Below are 18,089 nucleotides of genomic sequence, written 5' to 3'. Positions count from 1 at the left end.
CGCATGCAGGGTTGGAACCCGACGACCTGGCTGCGCCGCTGACCACAGGCGGCGTAGCCAGCTCCGAGCTGGCCTGGCGCACTAGCTACCATTGACGGTCGGTCCGCTCAAATCCTCTACCGAAAGAGACGAACGCACGTGGCAACCACGAACGACCTCAAGAACGGCCTGGTGCTCAACCTGGAGGGCCAACTCTGGCAGGTCCAGGAATTCCAGCACGTCAAGCCCGGCAAAGGCCCGGCGTTCGTGCGCACGACGCTGAAGCAGATCCCGTCGGGCAAGATCGTCGACAAGACGTTCAACGCCGGCACGAAGGTGGAGACCGCGACCGTCGACCGTCGCACCATGCAGTACCTCTACAAGGAGGGCGAGGACTTCGTGTTCATGGACATGGAGACCTACGACCAGTACCCGCTGGGCCCCGGCCTGGTCGGCGACGCCTGGAAGTTCCTGTTGGAGAACTCCGACGCGACGGTCGCCATGTACGAGGGCAAGGCCCTCTACATCGAGCTGCCCGCGGCGGTCGAGCTCGTGATCACCTACACCGAGCCCGGCCTCCAGGGCGACCGCTCCTCCGGCGGCACCAAGCCCGCCACCGTCGAGACGGGCGCGCAGGTGGGCGTGCCGCTGTTCATCGAGAACGGCGAGAAGATCAAGGTCGACACCCGCGACGGCAAATACCTCTCGCGGGCCTAGGCCAGTGGGGAAGAAGAAGACTCAGACAGGTCCGCTCACCGCGCGGACGAAGTGGCGGATGCGCGCGGTCGAGATCCTCTACGAGGCCGAGAGCCGCGACGAGCCCGTCGAGACCGTTCTGGCCGAGCGCGCGAAGCGGGCGGCCGAGGACCCCGAGGCGCCCAGGCTCCCCGCCTATGCCGCGCAGTTGGTGCAGGGCGTCGCCGACCACATCGACGAGATCGACGCCGGGCTCACCGAGTCCGCGTCGGGATGGGCGGTCGACCGGATGCCCGCGGTCGACCGCAATGTGCTGAGGATGGGCCTCTACGAGATCCGCTTCGTCGACGACGTGGACGCGCCGGTGGCCATCAAGGAGGCACTGCGGGTGGCCGAGCAGATCGGCTCCTCGGACGACCCGGCGTTCATCAACGCCGTCCTCGACAAGGCCGCCCACACCGAAGCCGAACGCGGCGAGGATTGAGCGGCGAGCACGACGGCCGGGACGCCCTCGAGGCGGCCCGGCCGTGTCGTACGGGGTAGCGCTCGCAGAGCGCCCGTGGGACGTGCCCGGCCGCAGGGGATCGGAGGATGCGGCTCGGTCGTCGTGCGGTGGTCGTGCGGCCTATTCTTCGGCCGCGAAGAACGCCTGGAGGTCGTGGACGAGGACGCCGAAGTCCTCGAGCTTCTCGATCAGGCCCGAGGGCGTGGTCGAGTAGATGACCGCCAGGGTGTAGAGGTCGTCGGCGCGGATCGAGAGGATCCGGCCGTTGTAGTCGCCGCGCCGCTGCTGGATCGAGCGCGCCAGCCTGGCGACGTGCTCCAGCTCCGTGTCGGGGTGGTCGTAGAGAGCCTCCAGGTTGAGGACGATCTTCTCGGGCTGCTCGATCGGGAGCGGCACGCCCTCCGGCAGCAGCTCCGAGACGGGGATCCGGTAGAAGTCGGCCAGTTCGGCGAGGCGGCTGACGGTGATGGACCGGTCGCCCCGCTCGTAGGAACCGATGACGACGGCCTTCCACTTGCCGCCGGACTTGTCCTCGACGCCTTGCAACGACAGCCCCTGCTGCATGCGGATGTCACGCAGCCGGTTGCCGAGCGCCTTGGCGTAGTCAGATGTCGCCATGTTGGGATCAACTCCAAGTTTTCGGTACGAGAGGAATTCTATTGTTGACTACAGTCGGTGACCATTGGCCGTTGGGGTCCCCGAAACTAGTGTTCTTCGTCGCGTGAGGGCCTCATAACAGCCTTGCAAACCTTACTAAACCCGGCAAACGGTCGAGTTTCGGTGTCGTCCGCGCCCGATCCGCCTTCACGCTCCGTTACGGACGGCGTAGGATCACTCCCGACGAAACCGTTCTTTAACAGACCGTCCAGTGAGGCGGAGAAGGAGGTTCGCGTGGCTGACCGTGCCCGTCGTGCGTCGTCCGGTAACCCGGACGAGCCCCCCGGAGGCAAGCAGATCCTCGCCGCTGACGACATCAGCCGGATCCTCGACCGCATCGCCCACCAGATCCTCGAGAAGACCAAGGGTGCGCCGGACACGATGCTCCTAGGCATACCCACTCGCGGCGTCGCGCTCGCCGGGCGGCTGGCCGACCGCATCCGCCGCTTCGCCGACGTCGACGTCCCGGCCGGGACGCTCGACATCACCCTCTACCGGGACGACCTGCGCCGCGGGGCCCTGCGGCCGCTCGGTCCGACCGACCTGCCACCATCCGGAGTGGACGGCCAGCGGGTCATCCTCGTCGACGACGTCCTGTACTCCGGGCGCACCGTCCGCGCCGCCCTCAACGCCCTCTACGACCTGGGCCGGCCCGATCAGGTCCAGCTCGCGATCCTGGTCGACCGCGGCCACCGCGAGCTGCCCATCCGCGCCGACTACGTCGGCAAGAACATCCCCACCTCCCGCAGCGAGAGCGTGGCGGTCCACCTGACCGAGTACGACGGCGACGACGCCGTGTTGCTCACCGGAGGCGAGGAGCGATGAAGCACCTCCTGACGACCAAACAGCTCACACGCGAGGAGGCCGAGCTCATCCTCGACCTCACCGGCCAGATGGCCGACGCGGTCTCCGGCCGCGAGGTGCCCAAGCTGCCGACACTCCGCGGGCGCACCGTGGTCAACCTCTTCTACGAGGACTCGACCCGCACCCGCACCTCCTTCGAGACCGCCGCCAAGCGCCTGAGCGCCGACGTCGTGAACTTCTCGGCGAAGACCTCCAGCGTCAGCAAGGGCGAGAGCCTCAAGGACACCGCGCTCACGTTGCAGGCCATGGGTCCCGAGGCCGTGGTCATCCGCCACCCCGCCTCGGGCGCGCCGCAGCGCCTCACACAGTGGGTCGACGGCGCCGTCCTCAACGCGGGCGACGGCACCCACGCCCACCCCACCCAGGCCCTCCTCGATGCCTACACGATGCGCGAGCGCCTCGGGGGCATCGAGGGCCGCACCGTCGCCATCGTCGGCGACATCCTGCACAGCCGGGTCGCCAGGTCCAACATCTGGCTGCTGTCCAAACTGGGCGCACGGGTGCGCCTGGTCGGACCACCCACTCTGCTCCCCACCGACATCGACGCATGGCCGGTGGAGATCTCCTACGACCTCGACGCGAGCCTCAAAGACGCCGACGCGGTCATGATGCTCCGCGTCCAGCGCGAGCGCATGAACGACGCGTTCTTCCCCACGACCAACGAGTACGCCCGCCTCTACGGGCTCGACGAGCGCCGCCTGGCGCTCATGCCCGGCCACGGCATCGTCATGCACCCCGGACCGATGAACCGGGGCATGGAGATCGCCGCGCGCGTCGCCGACTCGCCCCGAGCCACCATCACCGAGCAGGTCGCCAACGGCGTCTGGGTCCGCATGGCCGTCCTCTACCTCCTGCTGACGAACGGAGACGCCCAGTGAACGACGTCAAACTCATCAAGGGCGCCGACATCGTCGGCCGCGGCAGGGCGGACGTCCTCGTCCGCGGCGGCCGCGTCGCCGAGGTCGGGACACCGAGCGCCGTCGGCGCCGAGGTGATCGACGCCGACGGCCTGGTGCTCCTGCCCGGCCTGGTCGACCTCCACACCCACCTGAGGGAGCCCGGACGCGAGGACGCCGAGACCGTCCTGACCGGCACCCGCGCCGCCGCCAAGGGCGGCTACACCGCCGTGTGCGCCATGGCGAACTCCTACCCGGTGGCCGACACCGCCGGCGTCGTCGAGCAGGTCGCCACGCTCGGCCGCGCCGCAGGCTACGCCGACGTACAGCCCATCGGCGCGGTCTCGGTCGGGCTCGCCGGCGAGCGCCTCGCCGAAATCGGCGCGATGGCAGACTCGGCGGCGCACGTCCGCATGTTCTCCGACGACGGCCACTGCGTCCACGACCCGCGCCTTATGCGCCGGGCCCTGGAATACGTCAAGACGTTCGACGGGCTCATCGCCCAACACGCGGAGGAGCCGCGCCTCACCGAGGGCGCGCAGATGAACGAGGGCGCCGTCTCCGCCGAGCTCGGCCTGCCCGGCTGGCCGGCCGTCGCAGAAGAGTCCGTCATCGCCCGCGACGTGCTCCTGGCCGAATACGTCGGCGGTCACGTCCACTTCTGCCACATCTCCACGGCCCGCTCGGTAGAGATCATCCGCGAGGCCAAGGCCCGCGGCGTCCGGGTCACCGCCGAGGTCTGCCCGCACCACCTGCTGCTGACCGACGAGAAGGCCCACACCTACGACCCGGTCTACAAGGTGAACCCGCCGCTGCGCTCGGGCGCCGACGTCGCCGCGCTCAGGGCCGCGCTCGCCGAGGGCGTCGTCGACGCCGTCGCCACCGACCACGCCCCGCACGCCCCGCAGGACAAGGACTGCGAATGGTCCGCCGCCCGCCCCGGAATGCTGGGACTCGAGACGGCCCTGTCGATCACCGTCGCCGCCCTCGGCGGCCCGGGCGGCGCCGACTGGGACCTCGTCGCCGAGCGCACCTCCCGCACCCCGGCGCGCATCGCCGGGCTGAGCGCCCACGGCCGCGATCCCGAGCCCGGCACCGAAGCCAACTTCACGCTCGTCGACCCCGCCGAGACCTGGACGGTCGTCCCGACCGAACTGGCCTCGCTGTCCCAGAACACCCCCTACGCCGGGATGGAACTCCCGGTCACCGTGCAGGCGACGTTCCTGCGCGGACGCGCCACCGTACTCGACGGAAAAGTCGCAGAGGAGATCAAATGAGCAGCCGAGCACCAGCGATCCTCGTCCTCGAGGACGGCCGCGTCTTCCGCGGCGAGGCCTACGGCTCAGTCGGTGAGACCTTCGGCGAGGCCGTCTTCTCGACCGGCATGACCGGTTACCAGGAGACCCTCACCGACCCGTCCTACTACGGCCAGGTCGTCGCCCAGACCGCCCCGCAGATCGGCAACACCGGCATCAACGACGAGGACGACGAGTCCCGCCGCATCTGGGTCGCCGGCTACGTCGTCCGCGACCCCTCCCGCATCACCTCCAACTGGCGTGCCAAGCGCGGCCTCGAAGACGAGCTCGCCGCCCAGGGGATCGTGGGTATCTGCGGCGTCGACACCCGCGCCCTCACCCGCCACCTGCGCGAGGTCGGCGCCATGAGGGTCGGCATCTCCTCGCGCTCGACCGACGCAGATACGCTCCTCGCCCGCGTCAAGGCCTCGCCCGAGATGGCCGGCGCCAACCTCGTCGACGCCGTCACCACCGCCGAGCCCTACACCTACGAGGCCGTCGGCGACACCAGGTACACCGTCGCCGCGCTCGACCTCGGCATCAAGCGCAACACGCCGCGGCGCCTCGCCGAGCGGGGCATCACCACCACCGTGTTCCCCGCGGACAGCGACGCCGAGACGCTCCTGGCGGGCAACCCCGACGCGGTGTTCCTCTCCAACGGCCCCGGCGACCCGGCCACCGCCGATCACCAGGTCTCCGTCACCAGGAAGCTCCTCCAGCGGCGGGTCCCCGTCTTCGGCATCTGCTTCGGCAACCAGATCCTCGGACGCGCGCTCGGCCTGGGCACCTACAAGCTCAAGTACGGCCACCGCGGCATCAACCAGCCCGTCCTCGACCGGCTCACCCGCAAGGTCGAGATCACCGCCCACAACCACGGCTTCGCCCTCGCACCGCCCAAGTCAGGCGAGTTCTTCGAGACCGAGTTCGGGCGCGTCCAGGTCAGCCACGTGTGCCTCAACGACGACGTCGTCGAGGGCCTCACCTGCCTCGACGTCCCCGCCTACTCCGTCCAGTACCACCCCGAGGCCGCCGGCGGGCCGCACGACGCCGACTACCTGTTCGACCGCCTCACCGCGCTCATCGACAACAATGAAGGGGCCAAGGCCGATGCCTAAACGCGACGACATCCACCACGTTCTGGTCATCGGGTCCGGCCCCATCCAGATCGGGCAGGCCTGCGAATTCGACTACTCCGGCACCCAGGCGTGCCGCGTCCTCCGCGAGGAAGGCATCAGGGTCACCCTGGTCAACTCCAACCCGGCGACCATCATGACCGACCCCGAGTTCGCCGACGCCACCTACGTCGAGCCGATCACCACCGAGGTCATCGAGCAGATCATCGCCAAAGAGAAACCCGACGCGCTCCTGCCGACCCTCGGCGGCCAGACCGCACTGAACGCCGCCGTCGCCCTCCACGAGGCCGGCATCCTCGACAAGCACGGCGTCGAGCTCATCGGCGCCGACATGGACGCCATCCAGCGCGGCGAGGACCGCCAGCAGTTCAAGGACGTCGTCATCAAGGCCGGGGGCGAGGTCCCGCGATCCGCGGTCTGCCACTCAATGCGAGAAGTCCGCGACACCGTCGCAGACCTCGGCCTGCCCGTCGTCATCCGCCCCTCCTTCACCATGGGCGGCCTGGGATCCGGCATGGCCCACACCTGGGACGACGTCGAGCGCATCGCCGGCAACGGCCTCGCCGAATCGCCCACCACCGAGGTCCTCATCGAAGAGAGCGTCCTCGGTTGGAAGGAGTACGAGCTCGAGCTCATGCGAGACCACGACGACAACGTCGTGGTGGTCTGCTCCATCGAGAACATCGACCCGATGGGCGTCCACACCGGCGACTCGGTCACCGTCGCCCCCTCCATGACCCTCACCGACCGCGAATACCAGCACATGCGCGACATCGGCATCGCCGTGCTCCGCGAGGTCGGCGTCGACACCGGCGGCTGCAACATCCAGTTCGCGATCGACCCGGCCGACGGGCGCATCATCGTCATCGAGATGAATCCGCGCGTCTCGCGGTCCTCCGCGCTGGCCTCCAAGGCCACCGGCTTCCCGATCGCCAAGATCGCCGCGAAGCTCGCCATCGGGTACACGCTCGACGAGATCCCCAACGACATCACCAAGGCCACCCCGGCCGCGTTCGAGCCCGCGCTCGACTACGTCGTGGTCAAGGTCCCGCGCTTCACCTTCGAGAAGTTCCCCGGCGCCGACCCGACGCTGACCACCACCATGAAGTCGGTGGGCGAGGCCATGAGCCTCGGACGCACCTTCCAGCAGGCCCTCCAGAAGGCTCTGCGCTCCACAGAGACCAAGGCGGCCGGCTTCTGGACCCGCCCCGACCCCGCCGGAGCCACCCTGGAGAGCACGCTCGAGGCGCTGAAGACCCCGCACGACGGGACGCTCTACACCGCCGAGCGGGCCCTGCGGCTCGGCGCCACGGTCGAGGAGGTCCACGCCGTCTGCAAGATCGACCCGTGGTTCCTCGACCAGATCGCCCAGCTCGTCGACCTGCGAGCCGAGATCCAGTCCGCCCCGGTCATCGACGAGCCGCTCCTGTGGAAGGCCAAGCGAGCCGGCTGCTCCGACGCCCAGATCGCGGCCTTGCGGCCCGAACTCGCCGGCGAGGAGGGCGTGCGCCGCCTCCGGCTGCGTCTCGGCCTGCGCCCGGTCTACAAGACCGTCGACACCTGCGCCGCGGAGTTCGCCGCCGACACGCCCTACCACTACTCGACCTACGAGGAGGAGACCGAGGTCGCGCCGTCGAGCCGCCCGAAGGTCATGATCCTCGGCTCCGGCCCCAACCGGATCGGCCAGGGCATCGAGTTCGACTACAGCTGCGTTCACGCCGTCCAGGCGCTCCGCGAAGCCGGCTACGAGACCATCATGGTCAACTGCAACCCCGAGACCGTCTCCACCGACTACGACACCGCCGACCGGCTCTACTTCGAGCCGCTCACCTTCGAGGACGTCACCGAGGTCCACCACGCCGAGCACACCTCCGGCAAGGCCGGGGACGGGCCCGGTGTCGTCGGCGTCATCGTCCAGCTCGGCGGCCAGACCCCGCTCGGCCTCGCCGACCGCCTCGCCGAGGCCGGACTGCCCATCGTCGGCACCTCCCCGTCGGCCATCGACGCCGCCGAGGACCGCGGCGTGTTCGGGCGCCTGCTCGACGAGCTCGGCCTCGTGTCCCCGGCCAACGGCACCGCCACCTCCTACGAGGAGGCCAAGGAGGTCGCCGAGCGGATCGGTTACCCGGTCCTGGTGCGGCCCTCCTACGTCCTCGGCGGACGCGGCATGGAGATCGTGTACGACGAGGAGAGCCTCGACGGCTACATCTCCCGCGCCACCGAGGCCAGCCCCGAGCACCCGGTGCTCGTCGACAGGTTCCTCGACGACGCCATCGAGATCGACGTCGACTGCCTCTGCGACGGCGAGGACTTCTACCTCGGCGGCGTCATGGAGCACATCGAGGAGGCCGGCGTCCACTCCGGCGACTCCTCCTGCGCGCTCCCGCCGATCACGCTCGGCGGCGCCGTCATCGAGCAGATCCGCGACTACACCGCCAAACTCGCCTTCGGCATCGGTGTGCGCGGCCTCATGAACGTCCAGTACGCCCTCAAGGACGAGCAGCTGTACGTCCTGGAGGCGAACCCGCGCGCCTCCCGGACCGTCCCGTTCGTCTCCAAGGCCACCGCCGTCCCGCTCGCCAAGGCCGCCGCCCGCATCGCCATGGGCGCGCGCATCGCCGAACTGCGTGAGGAAGGCATACTCCTGCCCTCCGGCGACGGCTCCGACCCCGGTCCCGACGCACCGATCAGCGTCAAGGAGGTCGTCCTGCCGTTCAAGCGGTTCCGCACCGTCGAAGGCGCCGGCATCGACGCGGTGCTCGGCCCGGAGATGAAGTCCACCGGCGAGGTCATGGGCATCAACGGCTCCTTCGGGCTCGCCTTCGCCAAGGCCACCCTCGCCGTCTACGGGAAGCTCCCCACCTCGGGGAAGGTCTTCGTCTCGGTCGCCGACCGCGACAAGCGGGCCATCGTCTTCCCGGTCAGGCGCCTGGTCGACCTCGGCTTCACCGTCTACGCCACGAAGGGCACCGGCCTGGTCCTCAAGCGCCACGGCATCGACTTCACGCCGGTCGCACGCCACTCCGGCGAGCACGATGAGACCGAGACCGACGCCGTCGGCCTCATCGCCTCCGGCGAGGTCGACCTGGTCATCACCACGCCGTCGGCCTCCACGGGGCCGCGCACCGACGGCTGGGAGATCCGCTCCGCCGCCGTCGTCGCCGACGTCAGTTGCGTCACCACCATCCAGGGCGCCGCGGCGGCCACCATGGGCATCGAGGCCGCCGCCAGAGGCGAACTCACCGTCACGCCCCTTCAAGAACTCCACCAGCGTCTCCGCGGCGCGGAGTAGGCAGTCACTCGGCGAACAGGTGTATACCGGAAGATGATGCTCTACCAGAAACTGGCCCGGCCGGTCCTGTTCAGGGCCGGTCGGGGCGACGCCGAGACCGCGCACGAGACGACGCTGCGCTGGCTCTCCCGCCTGTCCGCGCAGCGGCAGGCGCGCGACGCCCTGATCAAGCTCAACCGGGTGAGCGCCCCCGTCACCGTCTGCGGCATCCCGTTCCCCAACCCGATCGGGCTGGCGGCGGGGATGGACAAGCACGGCGCCGCGATCGGCGCCTGGCCCGCGCTCGGCTTCGGCTTCGCCGAGATCGGCACGGTCACCGCCCACGCCCAGTCGGGCAACCCCCGGCCGCGGCTCTACCGCATGCCGAAGTCCGAGGCCCTGGTCAACAGGATGGGCTTCAACAACGACGGCGCCCAGGCGCTGGCGGCCCGCCTCGCGGCCGCGCCGCCGGTCGACTGCCCGCTGGGCATCAGCATCGGCAAGTCGAAGGCGACGCCCTTGGAGGCGGCCACGGAGGACTACCTGCACTCGATGCGGACCCTCTACCCGTTCGCCGACTACTTCGCGGTGAACGTCTCCTCCCCGAACACTCCGGGCCTGCGCCAGCTCCAGGACGCCGAGGCGCTTCGCCGCCTCCTGGGCGCCCTCAGACTCGAAGGGGAGCGGATCGCCGCCGGTCGCGCCCCGCGTCCGCTGTTCGTCAAGATCGCGCCGGACCTCACCGAGCCGGCCATAGCGCAGCTGCTGGAGGTGTGCTTGTCCTCCGGCGTGTCGGGCGTGATCGCCACGAACACGACCATCGGGCGCGACGGGGTCGACCCGCGGGAGGACGCCGTGGCCGCCCAGCCCGGTGGCATGTCGGGCAGGCCCTTGTCGGCCATCTCGCGGGAGATCGTGCGCTTCGTCCACAGTGAGACGCGCGGCGCGCTCCCGATCATCGGCTCGGGCGGCGTCATGACGCCCGACGACGCCGACGCGATGTTCGACGCCGGCGCCAGCCTGGTGCAGATCTACACCGGTTTCGTCTACGGCGGACCGTCGGTGGTGCGGCGGAGCGTCCGCCGCTACCGCAGGTGGGCCGCGGGAGGCCGCCGCCCCCGACCGAGCACGACCAGCACCTGACCCTTCGAAAGGAATCACCGTGTCCGCAACCAAGGATTTCGGCGCGAGAGCCCACCACATGTTCGCCGCGCGCGGACCGCTCTGCGCCGGAATCGACCCCCACGGCGCCGTACTCCAGTATTGGGGGCTCGACGACGACCTCGCCGGGGCCGAGCGGTTCGCGATGACGATGGTCGAGGCCTGCGCCGACACCGTCGGATTCGTCAAGCCCCAGTCGGCGTTCTTCGAGCGTTTCGGCTCCGGCGGCATCGCGCTGCTGGAGCGGGTCGTCGCCGAGTCGCGCAGGGCCGGAGCGCTGGTGATCCTCGACTGCAAGCGCGGCGACATCGGCTCGACCATGGCCGCCTACGCCCAGGCCTACCTCGACCCGGCCTCGCCGCTGGTCGTCGACGCCATCACCGCCAGTCCCTTCCTCGGGACCGGTTCGCTGCAGCCTGCCTTCGATCTGGCCACCGCCCACGGCAAGGGCGTGTTCATCCTCGCCCGCACCTCGAACCCCGAGGGCAAGCAGGTCCAGCTGGCGAAGCGCCGCGACGGCAAGTCGGTCGCCCAGGGGATCATCGACGAGGTCGCCGCGCTCAACGGCGACGCCGATCCACTCGGCTCGCTCGGCGTGGTCATGGGAGCCACGGTCGGTGCCTGCGCCACGGAGGGCGAGGCCAGGTTGCGTGAGTCGACTTACGGAATCACCCACACGACGGCTCAACAACGTGACACCGCTCACGATCTGTCCGAATTCAACGGACCGATCCTGGTTCCGGGCATGGGAGCGCAGGGGGGGCGCCCAAGTGACCTACCGCGCGTTCTCGGTCCCGCGGTGAACTTCGCAATTCCGTCATATTCGCGACAAATCGCGCAGCCGGGGCCCGCGAAGGCGAGCATTCGCAGCGCCATCGAGGCGCTCCAGGACGAGTGCCGGGCCGCCACCGGAGAGTGATCATCGCCGGTCCCGGGCGAATTGCCCCACCCCCGGTCGCAGGCGTGTCGGAAGGTGGGGTTACCTTTCCCGAGCTGGGTATGCTTTGGCGATACCAGCAGATCAAGGTCCAGAGGGACGAAACCATCGACTGCAAGGAGACCCCGTGCCGCTCCCTAAACTGACACCGGAACAGCGCGCCGCAGCCCTCGAGAAGGCCGCCGCTGCACGCAAGGCCCGCGCCGAACTCAAGGAGAAGCTGAAGTCGGGTGAGAAGACCCTCGAAGAGGTCCTCAAGTCCGCTGCGACCGACGACATCTCCGGAAAGATGAAGGTCTCGGCCGTCCTCAAGGCCCTCCCGGGCATCGGCGACAAGCGCGCGCTGCAGATCATGGAGAAGCTCAAGATCGCCGACTCGCGCCGCCTCCGCGGCCTGGGCGAGCACCAGCGTGCCGCTCTGCTGGATGAATTCAAGGGCGACCAGGCCTAAGTTCGGGTAGTAGTAGTCGAGTGAGCATCGATAGACTGCACGCCGCCCCGGCCCAGCGCCTGACGGTCCTCTCCGGTCCGTCCGGGGTGGGCAAGGGCAGTGTCAAGGCCCTCATCCAGGAGTACTACCCGTGGGTATGGCTCTCCGTGAGCTGCACGACCCGCAGACCGCGCCCGGGTGAGGTCGACGGCGCCGACTACCACTTCGTGTCGACCGACCGGTTCGAATCGATGATCGCCGCGGGGGAATTCCTCGAATGGGCCTCCTACGCGGGGAACCTGTACGGAACCCCCCGCGGCCCCGTCGAACAGCAGCTGCAAGCCGGACTGCCGGCGCTGCTGGAGATCGAACTCCAGGGCGCCCGCCAGGTCAGGCGGGCCATGCCGGACGCGCAACTGGTCTTCCTGGCACCGCCGTCATGGGAAGAGCTGGTCCGCCGGCTCACCGGGCGGGGGACCGAGGACGCCTCCACCATCGACCGGCGCCTGACGGCGGCCAGGTCCGAGCTCGCCGCCGAGGCTGAGTTCGATCACACGGTCACGAACGTCTCGATCGAACAGGCCGCCTCCGAACTGGTAGAGTTGCTTGGTTCTCCGGCAACAGTGAAGTCCGGAGCCATCTGAGCACCATGAGTCGCACACGAAGGAACTAACGTGTCAGGGACTGTCGCAGAACCCGTCGGCATCACCAACCCGCCGATCGACGACTTGCTCGAGAAGAGCCAGTCGAAGTATCAGCTGGTGATCTACGCGGCCAAGCGGGCCCGTCAGATCAACGCCTACTACTCGCAGCTGGGCGAAGGCCTGCTGGAGTACGTCGGCCCGCTGGTCGAGACCACTCCCGAGGAGAAGCCGCTGTCGATCGCGCTGCGCGAGCTCGACAAGGGCCTGCTCGAGACGAAGGCCTTCGACGACCCCGAGGCGTAGGACGCCCGGGTTGAACATCGTTCTGGGCGTGTCGGGCGGCATCGCCGCATACAAGGCGGCCGCCCTGCTCCGCCTCCTCAAGGAGTCCGGTCACGACGTGACCGTGATCCCCACCGAGGCGGCGCTCAAGTTCGTCGGTGAAGCCACCTGGGAGGCCCTCTCGGGCCACCCGGTGGCTTCCGGCGTGTTCGCGGACGTCCACGACGTCCGGCACGTCCGACTCGGCCGCGAGGCCGACCTGGTGGCGGTAGTCCCGGCCACCGCCGACCTGCTCGCGCGAGCCGCAGTCGGCCGCGCCGACGACCTCCTCACCTCCACGCTGCTGACCGCGACCTGCCCCGTGGTCTTCGCTCCCGCCATGCACACCGAGATGTGGCAGCACGCCGCCACGCGGGCGAACACGGCGACGCTGCGCGAGCGCGGCGCCCACGTCGTCGAGCCCGACTCGGGCCGCCTGACCGGCGCCGACACCGGACCCGGCCGCCTGCCCGAGCCCGAATCGCTGTTCGCACTGCTCAAAGGCTTCCTGACCTCACCGGCCAAAGACCTCGTCGGTCGCCGCGTCCTGGTCACCGCCGGCGGTACGCGCGAGGCGATCGACCCGGTCCGCTTCATCGGCAACCACTCCTCGGGCCGCCAGGGCATCGCGCTGGCCGCCTCCGCCGCCGCCCGCGGCGCCGAGGTCACGCTCATCGCCGCGCACGTCGACGCGGCACTGCCCGCGGGGATCGAGGTCCACCGGGTGGGGACGACCGGGCAGCTCTTCGACGCCACCGTCAAGGCCGCGCGCGGCTGCGACGCCGCGGTCCTGGCCGCCGCCCCGGCCGACTTCCGGCCCAAGGAGGCCTCGGACCGCAAGCTCAAGCGCGAGGGCGACGTCGACCTCGCCCTGGCCTCCACGCCCGACATCGCCGCCGCGGTGGGGGAGCGCAAGGAGAAGGGCCAGATCCTGGTCGTCTTCGCCGCCGAGACCCACGACGGTCCCGAGCACGCCCAGGCCAAGCGCGTCAGGAAGGGCGCTAATCTGGTGGTGCTCAATGACGTCTCCGGAGGCGCAGTGTTCGGCGCCTCGGAGAACTCGGTCACGATCTTCGACGAGCGCGGCGAAGTCGACACTCTGGTGCGCACCAGCAAAGAGTCGGTGGCCGACGCCGTCTGGGACGCGGTCGCAGCGCGCCTCCCGGCTGGTGGACTGGATTGACACCGCCTCGGCCCCGCGTGCCGAGTTGGTGGGATGATCTGGAACGCATAGACTTGTGAGCTGCGAAGTCAGTCGAATAGCGCCGCTGCGCGGCGTGGATGTGTGTTGAGGAGTGCCGTGGCACGTCGCCTGTTCACCTCCGAGTCGGTCACCGAAGGCCACCCGGACAAGATCGCCGACCAGATCTCCGATGGGATCCTGGACGCCCTGCTGGACCAGGACCCGATGAGCCGGGTGGCGGTCGAGACGCTCATCACCACCGGGCAAGTCCACGTGGCCGGCGAGGTGACGACCCGCGCGTACGCCGACATCCCCCGCATAGTGCGCGACACGATCCTCCGCATCGGCTACGACTCCTCCAAGAAGGGCTTCGACGGCGCCTCGTGCGGCGTGAACGTCTCGATCGGAGGCCAGAGCCCCGACATCGCCCAAGGCGTCGACAAGGCCTGGGAATCGCGTGTGGACGGCACCGACCTCGACGAGCTCGACTATCAGGGCGCCGGCGACCAGGGCCTCATGTTCGGCTACGCGTGCCGCGAGACCCCCGAGCTGATGCCGCTGCCGATCGCCTTGGCGCACCGGCTGTCCCAGCGACTCACGGAGGTCCGCAAGGACGGCACCGTGCCGTACCTGCGCCCGGACGGCAAGACCCAGGTGACGATCGAGTACGAGGGCCTCAAGCCCGTGCGCCTCGACACCGTGGTCGTCTCCAGTCAGCACGCCCCGGACATCTCGCTCGACTCGCTGCTCGCGCCCGATGTCGCCGAGCACGTCATCTCGCCGGTCGTCTCCGGCCTCGACCTCGACACCGACGGCTACAAGCTCCTGGTCAACCCCACCGGCCGCTTCGAGATCGGCGGCCCCATGGGCGACGCCGGCCTGACCGGTCGCAAGATCATCGTCGACACCTACGGCGGCTACGCCCGCCACGGCGGCGGCGCCTTCTCGGGCAAGGACCCGTCGAAGGTCGACCGCTCGGCCACGTACGCCGCCCGCTGGGTCGCGAAGAACGTCGTCGCCGCCGGCCTCGCCGAGCGCTGCGAGGTGCAGGTCGCCTACGCCATCGGCAAGTCGAAGCCGGTGAGCATCGCCGTCGACCCGCAAGGCACCGAGAGCGTCGACCCCGCGCGCATCGAGAAGGCCGTGCGCGAGGTCTTCGACCTGCGGCCCGCGGCGATCATCCGCGACCTCGACCTGGTCCGCCCGATCTACTCCAAGACCGCCGCGTACGGCCACTTCGGACGCGAGCTCCCGGAGTTCACCTGGGAGTCGACCGGCCGCGCAGCAGCACTGAAGGAAGCCGTCAACTAGATCGGGCCCCAATTCGGGCGCACGCGAAAACGTCACCACCACCTGGTAGAACTGGTCTATGTCCGAGCTCCCGGCGATCGCAGCGGTCTGCATCGACCAGCCGCTGCCGCAGCTGGATCGGCTCTTCGACTACCGCATCCCCGACGACCTCCTGGACGCCGTGCGCCCCGGCTGCCGTGTCAAAGTCCGATTCGGACGCCGCAAGATCGGCGGCTACGTCATCGCCGTCAAGCGCGAGACCGACTTCGACGGCAAGCTGCTGTGGATCTCCGATCTGGTCTCCCCGCAGCCGGTCCTGACACCTGAGGTCGCGCGCCTCGCCCGGGCCGTGGCCGACCGCTACGCCGGAACCCTCGCCGACGTGCTGCGCCTCGCGGTGCCCGAACGGCGCAAGAAGGTCGAGGAGGAACCGCCCCGGGAGCGGCTGCCGGTGGCCGCCCCCACCCAGCATCATTGGAAGAGATATATCGCCGGCGAGGCATTCCTGCGCGCGCTCGGCGCCGCAAAATCACCGAAGACGGTGTGGAGCGCCCTGCCCGGCGAGGACTGGCCGGCCCGGCTCTCCGAAACCGCCGCCACCACGGCCGCCGCCGGGCGCGGAGCCGTGCTCGTCGTCCCCGACCAGGACGACCTCGACCGGCTCGACGCCGCCCTCGCCGCCATGCTCGGCGAGGGGCGCCACGTGACGCTCTCGGCCCAGATGGGCCCCACCAAGCGCTACCGGGCGTTCCTGAAGGCCGTTCGCGGGGAGGTCCGCATCGTCGCGGGCACCAGGGCCGCGGCCTTCGCGCCCGTGCCGGAGCTCGGCCTCGTCGCGATCTGGGACGACGGCGACGAATCCCACGTCGACCGTCACGCGCCCTACCCGCACGCCCGCGAGGTTCTGCTCACCCGCGCGGGACTCGCCGACGCGGCGTGCCTCGTCGGCGGCCACGCCCGCACGCCGCAGGCGCAGCTGCTCGTGGAGACGAAGTGGGCAGTCTCGATGACCGCGTCCCGAGACCAGATCCGTTCGGCATCACCGCGCATCGTCCCTGTGGGGGACGAGTCCGACCTGGCCCGCGACCCCTCCGGCAGCACCGCCCGACTGCCTACGGTCGCCTGGGAGGCGGCCCGAGCGGCACTAGCGAAGCGCCGTGCTGTCCTGGTCCAGGTTCCGAGACGCGGGTACGTCCCGGCGGTCTCCTGCCAGCGGTGCAGGACCCGCGCCGCCTGCCCTCACTGCTCGGGCCCTTTGCGCCTCATGGGCGCCAGGCGCTCGCCGGTGTGCGGATGGTGCGGCAGGACCGCCGAGGGCCACCGCTGCCGGGAGTGCGGGTCGAACCAGGTCCGCGCCGTCGTCATCGGAGCGGAGCGCACCGCCGAGGAGATGGCGCAGGCGTTTCCCGGCGCCGAGGTCGTCGAGTCCACCGGCCCCAACCGCCTGGAGGCGGCACCGGACGGTCCGGCGGTCGTGGTGGCGACGCCGGGAGTCGAACCGCCGGCCCCGGCCGGCTACGGGGCCGTGCTGCTGCTCGACACGTGGGCGCTGCTCACTCGCGCCGACCTGACGGCCTCCGAGGAGGCGCTGCGACGCTGGATGAACGCCGTCGCGCTCGCCCGCCCCGACGGGACGGCCGTGGTCGTCGCCGACGGCGGACTGGCCGTGGTCCAGGCGCTCTTGCGCTGGGACCCCGCCTGGTTCGCGTCCAGGGAACTGGCCGAGCGAGCCGAACTGGGCTTCCCCCCGGCGATGAAGATGGCCGCCCTGACAGGCTCGAACGGCGCGCCGGAGAAGCTCGCGGCAGACCTGCCGCCCGACCTGGGAGTCGAGGCCATCGGGCCGATCCCGGTCGATGAGCACAACGAACGCCTCCTCCTGCGGATCCGCCGCCGCGACGGGGCCGCCCTGGCAGGCGCGCTGGCCCGCGCGAGCGCCGAACGCGCGGCTGCAAAGGCCGACCCGGTGCGCGTCCAGATCGACCCGAGGGCCATCGCCTGACATACTCGGCGCGATTCTGGAAACCTCCACCGGATGCCCGTGTTCGTAGGAACCTCAGGCTGGCAGTACGACGACTGGCGGGGCGTGTTGTATCCCGAGCAGCTCGCCCAGCGCCGCTGGCTGGAGCACTACGGCTCCCGCTTCGCCACCGTCGAGAACAACGGCACCTTCTACAAGCTCCCGAAGCGCGAAACCTTCAGGTCCTGGCGCTCCCAACTGCCGAAGGGCTTCGCCATGGCCGTCAAGGCCAGTCGCTTCCTCACCCACGTCAAAAGACTGCGCGAGCCCGACGAGCCCGTCAAGCGGCTCCTGGAAGCCGCCGGCGGCCTCGGCGACCGGCTCGGCCCCGTCCTGCTCCAGCTCCCGCCGACCCTCCAGGCCGACCCCGAACTCCTCGACGCCTGCCTCGACCGCTTCCCGGACCGGGTGCGCGTCGCAGTCGAACCCAGGCACGAGTCGTGGTGGAGCGACGAGATCCGCGCTGTCCTGTCCGACCGCGATGCCGCCCTGTGCTGGGCGGACCGGCTCGGCCGCCCCGCCGCCCCGCTGTGGCGCACCGCCTCCTGGGCCTACCTGCGGCTGCACGAGGGTACCGCGAGGCCGCCGCCGAGCTACGGCGACCAGGCCCTGCGTTCGTGGTGCGGCCGCCTGACCGACGAGTGGCCGAAGCGCGCCGACTGCTACGTCTACTTCAACAACGACCCCGGCGGCGCGGCCGTCCGGAACGCCTTCCGGTTCGCCGAGCTCATGCGCGAACAGGACCGATCGGTTCCGGCGGCGGCAGACCGATGAAATCGCGCTCCCCGCGTCGTCCTGACTGATGCG

17 protein-coding genes are annotated in these 18,089 nt (G+C 70.1%); 16 read left to right on the top strand and 1 reads right to left on the bottom strand.

Annotation, left to right across the window (positions count from 1 at the left end; all coding sequences use genetic code 11):
* Positions 1 to 138: 138 nt before the first annotated feature.
* Positions 139 to 696 (top strand): elongation factor P, encoded by a 558-nt coding sequence (gene efp / locus L0U85_RS04220; RefSeq protein WP_241376506.1) that lies wholly within the window; start codon positions 139 to 141, stop codon positions 694 to 696.
* 4 nt (positions 697 to 700) lie between these two features.
* A complete protein-coding gene (gene nusB / locus L0U85_RS04215; RefSeq protein WP_241376505.1) occupies positions 701 to 1,159 on the top strand; it encodes a transcription antitermination factor NusB in 459 nt (152 codons plus the stop codon).
* Positions 1,160 to 1,300: 141 nt separating this feature from the next.
* Here nusB and L0U85_RS04210 read toward each other — a convergent pair whose 3' ends face one another.
* The gene (locus L0U85_RS04210; RefSeq protein WP_241376504.1) at positions 1,301 to 1,798 is read right to left on the bottom strand and encodes a transcriptional regulator; all 498 of its coding nucleotides are present in this window, start codon (positions 1,796 to 1,798) and stop codon (positions 1,301 to 1,303) included.
* A gap of 273 nt (positions 1,799 to 2,071) precedes the next feature.
* On the opposite strand from L0U85_RS04210, the gene pyrR reads away from it, so the two are divergent.
* The 14 genes from pyrR to L0U85_RS04140 all read left to right on the top strand — a co-directional run bounded on the left by pyrR (position 2,072) and on the right by L0U85_RS04140 (position 18,056).
* Entirely contained in the window at positions 2,072 to 2,662 is a 591-nt protein-coding gene (gene pyrR / locus L0U85_RS04205) for a bifunctional pyr operon transcriptional regulator/uracil phosphoribosyltransferase PyrR (RefSeq protein WP_347177347.1), read from the top strand.
* Positions 2,659 to 3,579, top strand: a complete 921-nt coding sequence (locus tag L0U85_RS04200; protein ID WP_241376503.1) for an aspartate carbamoyltransferase catalytic subunit — start codon at positions 2,659 to 2,661, stop codon at positions 3,577 to 3,579. Before pyrR ends, L0U85_RS04200 begins: the two co-directional genes overlap by 4 nt.
* 14 nt (positions 3,580 to 3,593) lie before the next feature.
* Positions 3,594 to 4,874, top strand: coding sequence for a dihydroorotase (locus tag L0U85_RS04195; RefSeq protein WP_347177352.1), 1,281 nt, complete (start codon positions 3,594 to 3,596; stop codon positions 4,872 to 4,874).
* The gene (carA, locus tag L0U85_RS04190) at positions 4,871 to 6,007 is read left to right on the top strand and encodes a glutamine-hydrolyzing carbamoyl-phosphate synthase small subunit (protein WP_241376501.1); all 1,137 of its coding nucleotides are present in this window, start codon (positions 4,871 to 4,873) and stop codon (positions 6,005 to 6,007) included. The genes L0U85_RS04195 and carA overlap by 4 nt, the downstream gene beginning before the upstream one ends.
* A complete protein-coding gene (gene carB, locus L0U85_RS04185; protein ID WP_241376500.1) occupies positions 6,000 to 9,317 on the top strand; it encodes a carbamoyl-phosphate synthase large subunit in 3,318 nt (1,105 codons plus the stop codon). The genes carA and carB overlap by 8 nt, the downstream gene beginning before the upstream one ends.
* Before the next feature lie 36 nt (positions 9,318 to 9,353).
* Positions 9,354 to 10,439, top strand: a complete 1,086-nt coding sequence (locus tag L0U85_RS04180) for a quinone-dependent dihydroorotate dehydrogenase (protein WP_241376499.1) — start codon at positions 9,354 to 9,356, stop codon at positions 10,437 to 10,439.
* A 19-nt stretch (positions 10,440 to 10,458) separates the two neighbouring features.
* Positions 10,459 to 11,376 carry an orotidine-5'-phosphate decarboxylase gene (pyrF, locus tag L0U85_RS04175; protein ID WP_241376498.1) on the top strand — a complete coding sequence of 306 codons (918 nt, stop codon included), beginning with the start codon at positions 10,459 to 10,461 and terminating at the stop codon, positions 11,374 to 11,376.
* A 145-nt stretch (positions 11,377 to 11,521) separates the two neighbouring features.
* On the top strand, positions 11,522 to 11,845 hold the full coding sequence (gene mihF, locus L0U85_RS04170; protein WP_241376497.1) for an integration host factor, actinobacterial type: 324 nt from the start codon (positions 11,522 to 11,524) through the stop codon (positions 11,843 to 11,845).
* A 20-nt stretch (positions 11,846 to 11,865) separates the two neighbouring features.
* Positions 11,866 to 12,468 (top strand): guanylate kinase, encoded by a 603-nt coding sequence (gene gmk / locus L0U85_RS04165; protein ID WP_241376496.1) that lies wholly within the window; start codon positions 11,866 to 11,868, stop codon positions 12,466 to 12,468.
* Between the two features lie 30 nt (positions 12,469 to 12,498).
* Positions 12,499 to 12,771 carry a DNA-directed RNA polymerase subunit omega gene (gene rpoZ, locus L0U85_RS04160; RefSeq protein WP_199035329.1) on the top strand — a complete coding sequence of 91 codons (273 nt, stop codon included), beginning with the start codon at positions 12,499 to 12,501 and terminating at the stop codon, positions 12,769 to 12,771.
* A 10-nt stretch (positions 12,772 to 12,781) separates the two neighbouring features.
* Positions 12,782 to 13,972 (top strand): bifunctional phosphopantothenoylcysteine decarboxylase/phosphopantothenate--cysteine ligase CoaBC, encoded by a 1,191-nt coding sequence (coaBC, locus tag L0U85_RS04155; RefSeq protein ID WP_241376495.1) that lies wholly within the window; start codon positions 12,782 to 12,784, stop codon positions 13,970 to 13,972.
* 117 nt (positions 13,973 to 14,089) lie between these two features.
* On the top strand, positions 14,090 to 15,283 hold the full coding sequence (gene metK, locus L0U85_RS04150) for a methionine adenosyltransferase (protein WP_241376494.1): 1,194 nt from the start codon (positions 14,090 to 14,092) through the stop codon (positions 15,281 to 15,283).
* Positions 15,284 to 15,374: 91 nt separating this feature from the next.
* Positions 15,375 to 17,264: a primosomal protein N' gene (locus L0U85_RS04145; protein ID WP_347177351.1), complete on the top strand. Its 1,890-nt coding sequence runs from the start codon at positions 15,375 to 15,377 to the stop codon at positions 17,262 to 17,264.
* A gap of 33 nt (positions 17,265 to 17,297) precedes the next feature.
* Positions 17,298 to 18,056 carry a DUF72 domain-containing protein gene (locus L0U85_RS04140; RefSeq protein ID WP_241376492.1) on the top strand — a complete coding sequence of 253 codons (759 nt, stop codon included), beginning with the start codon at positions 17,298 to 17,300 and terminating at the stop codon, positions 18,054 to 18,056.
* The last annotated feature ends 33 nt before the right edge of the window (positions 18,057 to 18,089 follow it).

Source organism: Glycomyces sp. L485, from assembly GCF_022548875.1.
Taxonomy (GTDB): domain Bacteria; phylum Actinomycetota; class Actinomycetes; order Mycobacteriales; family Micromonosporaceae; genus Glycomyces.
The sequence above is the reverse complement of the archived record's forward strand: the minus strand, read 5'-3'. Positions and strand labels throughout refer to the sequence as shown.

What these genes read in the sequence shown, in the direction of transcription:
- carA (WP_241376501.1), top strand. Translation starts at nt 4,871, where the DNA reads ATGAGCAGCCGAGCACCAGCGATCCTCGTCCTCGAGGACGGCCGCGTC.
- carB (WP_241376500.1), top strand. Translation starts at nt 6,000, where the DNA reads ATGCCTAAACGCGACGACATCCACCACGTTCTGGTCATCGGGTCCGGC.
- L0U85_RS04140 (WP_241376492.1), top strand. Translation starts at nt 17,298, where the DNA reads ATGCCCGTGTTCGTAGGAACCTCAGGCTGGCAGTACGACGACTGGCGG.
- L0U85_RS04200 (WP_241376503.1), top strand. Translation starts at nt 2,659, where the DNA reads ATGAAGCACCTCCTGACGACCAAACAGCTCACACGCGAGGAGGCCGAG.
- L0U85_RS04210 (WP_241376504.1), bottom strand. Translation starts at nt 1,798, where the DNA reads ATGGCGACATCTGACTACGCCAAGGCGCTCGGCAACCGGCTGCGTGAC.
- L0U85_RS04180 (WP_241376499.1), top strand. Translation starts at nt 9,354, where the DNA reads ATGCTCTACCAGAAACTGGCCCGGCCGGTCCTGTTCAGGGCCGGTCGG.